Source organism: Streptomyces boluensis (assembly GCF_009908195.1).
Lineage (GTDB): Bacteria > Actinomycetota > Actinomycetes > Streptomycetales > Streptomycetaceae > Streptomyces > Streptomyces boluensis.
In genome coordinates this window covers 1-5482 of record NZ_JAAAHS010000451.1, presented here as the reverse complement: position 1 = coordinate 5482, position 5482 = coordinate 1, and the positions used below count along the sequence as shown (strand labels likewise).

General features: G+C 72.7%; 5 protein-coding genes. 2 read left to right on the top strand and 3 right to left on the bottom strand.

Features of this window, described 5'->3' with window-relative positions:
• Positions 1-286: 286 nt before the first annotated feature.
• Complete coding sequence (locus tag GUY60_RS33495) at positions 287-820, top strand: NUDIX domain-containing protein (RefSeq protein WP_161704771.1); 534 nt, start codon at positions 287-289, stop codon at positions 818-820.
• 65 nt (positions 821-885) lie between these two features.
• Here the strand turns inward: GUY60_RS33495 and GUY60_RS33490 are convergent, their stop codons facing one another.
• Complete coding sequence (locus GUY60_RS33490; protein WP_312866519.1) at positions 886-1581, bottom strand: TetR/AcrR family transcriptional regulator; 696 nt, start codon at positions 1579-1581, stop codon at positions 886-888.
• A gap of 185 nt (positions 1582-1766) precedes the next feature.
• Between GUY60_RS33490 and GUY60_RS33485 the strand changes: the two genes are divergently transcribed.
• Positions 1767-3755, top strand: a complete 1989-nt coding sequence (locus GUY60_RS33485) for an alkyl/aryl-sulfatase (protein ID WP_161704770.1) — start codon at positions 1767-1769, stop codon at positions 3753-3755.
• Positions 3756-3835: 80 nt separating this feature from the next.
• Here GUY60_RS33485 and GUY60_RS33480 read toward each other — a convergent pair whose 3' ends face one another.
• Both GUY60_RS33480 and GUY60_RS33475 read right to left on the bottom strand, forming a co-directional pair.
• Positions 3836-4837, bottom strand: coding sequence for a TolB-like translocation protein (locus GUY60_RS33480; protein WP_161704768.1), 1002 nt, complete (start codon positions 4835-4837; stop codon positions 3836-3838).
• Positions 4837-5482, bottom strand: a 646-nt coding sequence (locus GUY60_RS33475; protein WP_161704766.1) for an MFS transporter, incomplete at its 5' end; no start/stop codon positions are given. The genes GUY60_RS33480 and GUY60_RS33475, both read right to left, overlap by 1 nt.

Below are 5482 nucleotides of genomic sequence, written 5' to 3'. Positions count from 1 at the left end.
CTGCCCGCCCTGTCCGCCCTGTTCGCCATGCAGCCGCCGCCCCCGTTGTCCGTCCGCTGTGCGCGAGCACCGCGACGCCCGGTGCCCGCGCCGCGCCCGTTCGTTCGGTCGGTCGGTCGGTCGGAAGTGGCGCGGCGGGGCCACCGCTGTCAGTTCCCCCACCCGAGCTGAAGCGAAACGTCCCTAACTGGCCATCGGCCAGGATGAGTTGGACCTCAGGTGTCCACGCGCCGCCCCGGGGGGGGGGGCCGGTGACCGGCTGACGACCGTGCCGTACGGTTCCCCCGTGGAGCAGCAGCGCGGACCGTGGACCCGGCACAGCAGTACGGCGTCGTGGGCCGGCCCCCGATTCCAGGTGCACCGCGACCGGATCACCGGACCCGACGGACGGCCCGGCGACTACGACTGGGTGCGGGCGCCCGACCAGGTGCGGGTGGCGGCCGTGGTGGACGGGCACCTTCTCGTCATCGAGCAGTACCACTACCTCACCGGCACCCTGTGGCAACTCCCCGGCGGCGCCGTCGACTTGGCCGACGCCGACCCGTCGGCCGCGGCCCGCCGCGAGCTGGCCGAGGAGACGGGCCACCACGGCGGCACATGGACGGGGCACGGTTTCCTGCACCCACTGCCCGGCCTCACCGACTGCAAGGTCCACCTGTGGCACGTCGACCGACCGTCACCTGGCCCGGCAACCCCAGAGCCCTCGGAGGCCGACCTGCGGGTGCGCCACGTCCCCCTGCCGGAGGCCGCCGCCGCCGTACGCGAGGGCCTGCTCCGCTGCGCGCCGAGCGCCGCTCTTGTGCTCTCACTGACGAGCTGACGGGCTGAGCCGAGCACCCCCGGCCGCTGAAGGCACGCGGCCGCTGAGGGCACACGCCGCTGAGGTCACACGCCGCCCGGTTCCCCCCGCGTCCCCGCCGCGTCAAGGAGCGCCCGCAGCGTCCGCCGTAGCGCCGCCCCCGTGGGCCCCACGTCGAGTCCGCGCCGGGTGCGGAGGTGGTCCCAGGCCGCCCAGGAGGACGCCGCGTCCAGGGCGTCGAGGAGCCCGCCCGGCCTGCGCGCTCCGGACGTACGGCGCAGCTCGGGGGCGAACAGCTCCGCCAGGTCGGCGCGGAGCCAGGCGTCGCCGTCGGCCATCACGCGGCGCAGGCCCGGCGAGTCGGCTTCGAGGCGGAGGCCGACCTTGCGGATCGGTGTCATCAGCTCGTACATCAGGGCGCGTTGGGCCACGAGTGCGCGTACCTTCCGGTCGGCGGGCCACTCGGGCGGTACGGGCTTCGCGAGTGCCTGCCAGCGCCCGGCCTGCCGTTCGGCGGCGGTGACGTACAGGGCCTCGCGGTCGGCGAAGTGGACGAAGACGGTGCGTTCGGAGACTCCGGCGCGCTCGGCGATGGCCTTGCGGGTCGGTTCGCGGGCGCCCTCCGCGGTCAGTTCGAGCAGCGTGTCGACGAGGGTCGCACGCGTCCACTGCGGATCGCGCCGCCAGCGCCTGCCGGTGCCGGTGGCCCCGTCCGCGTCCTCGCGCGTGCCGTCGCCCATGCCGTCGTCGTCGGCGCCCTCGTCGGTGTCAGATCTGATCACTCCGCCATCCTCGCACCCGTGCGCGGCGCCGGGGCAGAGCCGGTCGCGGGCGGGACCACCACCCCACCCCTTATTTCATGAACACTGCAACAAGCGCCCTCCCGACCCTTGACTCGTATTGCAGTCCAAATGCAATAGTGGCCAAGCCCTGGGCCCAACCACCCGATCCCGAAGGCGAATCCACCATGACTCCGATGGACCGGCGCGGCTTCGTGGCCGCCGCGACAGGTGCGGCGGCCGCCGCCGTCTCGCTCAACCCGCTCACGGCGCACGCCCTGGACGCGGGCTCCGAGGGCCGGGACTCGTCCGGCGGCGGCGACTCCCCCACGCGCACGGACAACCTGCCGTACGACGACCGGGGCGACTTCGAGGACGCGGACCGCGGCTTCGTCGCCGCGTTCACGGGCGGGCCGATCACCACCCCGGACGGCCGTACGGCATGGGATCCGGACGCGTACCGCTTCCTCACCGAGGAGGGCACCGGCTCGGGCGAGGGCTCGGGCGCGGGCACTCCGCCCGACACCGTCGACGCCAGCCTGTGGCGGCAGGCCCGGCTCCTCGCCAAGCAGGGCCTGTACAAGGTCACGGACCGCGTCTACCAGGTGCGCGGCCTCGACCTGTCCAACATGACGATCGTCGAGGGCGACACGGGCGTCATCATCATCGACCCGCTGATCTCCGCCGAGACCGCGGCCGCCGCGCTGGCGCTCTACCGCGAGCACCGCGGCGAGCGGGCGGTCACCGCACTGATCTACACGCATCCGCACATCGACCACTTCGGCGGCTGCCGTGGGGTGCTACCCGACGGCGCCGACGGCATCCCGGTGGTCGCGCCGCAGGGCTTCATGGAGCACGCCGTCACCGAGAACATCTACGTCGGTACGGCCATGAGCCGCCGCGCCGCGTACATGTACGGGGCCCAGCTCGAAATCGGCGCGAAGGCCCAACTCGGCTGCGGGCTCGGCCTGAACGTGTCCCTGGGCACCGTGGGCCTGATCGCACCCACCGAGTACGTGGAGAAGACCGGCCAGGAGCTCACCCTCGACGGTGTCCTCATCCGGTTCCAGATGACCCCGGGGACCGAGGCGCAGGCGGAGATGAACTTCCTCTTCCCCGAGCTGCGCGCGGTCTGCATGGCCGAGAACGCCACGCACACCATGCACAACATCGTCACCCTGCGCGGCGCCCAGGTCCGCGACGCGCACGCCTGGGCCGGGTATCTCACCGAGTCCATCGGCCTGTACGCGGGCGAGGCCGATGTCGCGTTCGCCTCGCACCACTGGCCGACCTGGGGCAACGACGCCATCGTCGAGCTGCTCACGCACCAGCGCGACCTGTACGGCTATCTGCACGACCAGACCGTGCGCCTCATCAACAAGGGGCACACGGGCCTGGAGATCGCCGAGGACTTCCGGCTGCCGCCGCAGCTCGACCGGGTGTGGGCCAACCGCGGCTACTACGGCTCACTCAGCCACAACGTGAAGGCCGTCTACCAGCGCTACATGGGCTGGTTCGACGGCAACCCCGCCCACCTGTGGGAACACCCGCCGGCCGCGGAGGCCCGCCGCTGGGTGGAGTGCCTGGGCGGCCAGGCCGCGGTACGCCGACGGGCCCGCGCGTACGTACGGCGCGGGGACCTGCGGTTCGCGGTCACACTGCTCAACCACGCGGTGTTCAACTACCCCCAGGACACGCTGGCCAAGGGGCAGTTGGCCGAGGTGTACACGCGGCTCGGCCGGGGCAGCGAGAACGCGGTGTGGCGCAACTTCTACCTCACCGGCGCCCAGGAACTCGTCCACGGCATCACCCCGCCCGAGGGGTCGAGCGCGGGACCCGACATGTTCCTGCAGCTCCCCGTCGGCCAGCTCGTCGACAGCATCGCCGTACGCGTCGACGGCCCCAGGGCGTGGGACACCCGCTTGGCCATCGACTGGCAACTGGGCGACCGCTACTGGCACTTGAGGCTCGCCCACGGCCTCCTCACCTGGACCGAGGACACCGAGCCGAACGACGAGGCGGGTCTCACCATGACGATGACGAAGCCTCAACTCCTCGCCCTGCTCGCGGGGAAGGGCACGGACGGCATCACCATGAAGGGCGACGCCTCGCTGATCAAGAAGCTGTTCGCCCTCCTCGACGAGCCGACCCGCGCCTTCCCCATCGTCACACCGTGACCGGCCGCACGGCGACAGCGTCCACCTCGAACAGCACCCCCGACCGACCCCGACCGGCCTCCACCTCACCTCACCTCACCTCACCGCACCACGGCAGGTGAACTCCCCCCGGCCACCCGCAACTTGGGGCCGCCGTCACCATCGGCCGGTACGGTCCACACGTCGCTTTTGCGGCCCTCGCGCCCCGGCAGGGCGTACGCGAGGGTGTCGTCGTCCAGCCAGGCCGCCTGGTCGTCGACGCTGCGGCGCTCGGCGACGGGGTGTTCGCGCAGGGTGCGCAGGTCGAGTACATGAAGCCGCCAAGGGTTCGAACTCCCTTGCCGTACCCGCTTCTTGAACGCGATCCGGGTGTTGTCCGGCGACAGCGAGGGGCACTCCACGTTCTGCCGCAGCGCACGGGCCGACCAGCGGCGCATATCGCCCTGGACGAGGTAGGTGCGGCCCTTCGTCGACACCGTGGCGTAGAAGCGGTTGTCGTCCTCGGCGAACGTGACGCCCCAGTAGTTGACGTCCGGGGAGTGGTAGCGGCGGCCGTCGACGGTGAGCGGGATCTCCTCCATGTTCTTGATCAGGTACCCGGTGCGGGTGTCCAGGATCGAGGTGCGGGTGGAGAACGACGAGCCCGCGTACGAGTCACCGGTCGCGAACATCGTCCACGACAGCATCCGCCCCGAGGCCGACACCCGCGCCCGGTTGGGTATCCCGGTGAGCGCGATCCGCCGCCGCTCCCGCAAGCGCCGGTTCAGGACGACGGCGTACGACTTGGGCGGGACTCCGGCGCGCCGCTGGAGACAGAGCGCGGTGTCGGCCGCGGCGTGGAACCGCTCGCAGGACGGACCGCCCCCGCCGCGCCTGCCGCCCTCCAGGGGTACGCGGGCGACCCGGCCGTCGGCGCGTTCCGCCCCGTCACGGACGTACAGGTAACCGCGGTCGAGCCCGAACTCCGAGGTGGCGGCGGCGGGTTGGGCGCGGCGGACGGCGTGCACCGTATAGGTGACGGCTACGCCCGCGAGGACGGCGGTGGCGACGGCCACGGCGACGATCCGGGACCGCAGCGAGCCGAAGGGACGTGCCACTCGCATCAGGGAGCCTCCGAACTTGGTTCATCCGTACGGGAGTTGGTCGCCGGGGAGCCCTCCGATCGGCGGGTCTCAAGCGGTCGAAGCAGCAGCGCCGCCACACCGAGCGCCGTGCACAGTGCGAGCACCGCCGCTGTGAGCGCCGCGGTCGTACCCCACCAGGTCCAGGCGGCGCCGAAACCCGCGGCGGCGAGGAGGCGGCTGAGCGCCTGCCCGGTCTGGAGCACCGCCATCCCGCTCGCCCTGCGCGCCGCCGGGAGGAACGGTCCTGCGAGCGCCATCAGGACGCCGTCGGTGGCCGCGTAGAAGACCCCCACGAGCAGCAGCACACCCACCAGGAGCGGGGCGCCGCCGACCGGGGCGAGGAGCAGGCCGTACGCGCCGACGAGCGCCGCGTGACCGGCGAGGAACGGCACCCGGCGGCCGACGCGGTCCCCGATCCGGCCGACGGCGACCGCGAGCAGCAGGTACACGGCGGCCGCGCCGAGCGGCAGCAGCGGGAACCAGCTCTCGGCGAAGCCGATCCGGCGCTGCAGCAGCAGGTACACGAAGGCGTCGCCGACGGTGGCCGCGCCGAGCACGGTCGCCGCCGCGAGGATGCGGCGGAACGCGGGCACGCGCAGCAGGTCACGGGCGCGTTCGCGGGGC

Bases quoted from the DNA above. Each gene is read 5' to 3' on its own strand.
- GUY60_RS33480 (WP_161704768.1), bottom strand. From the start codon at position 4,837: ATGCGAGTGGCACGTCCCTTCGGCTCGCTGCGGTCCCGGATCGTCGCC.
- GUY60_RS33485 (WP_161704770.1), top strand. From the start codon at position 1,767: ATGACTCCGATGGACCGGCGCGGCTTCGTGGCCGCCGCGACAGGTGCG.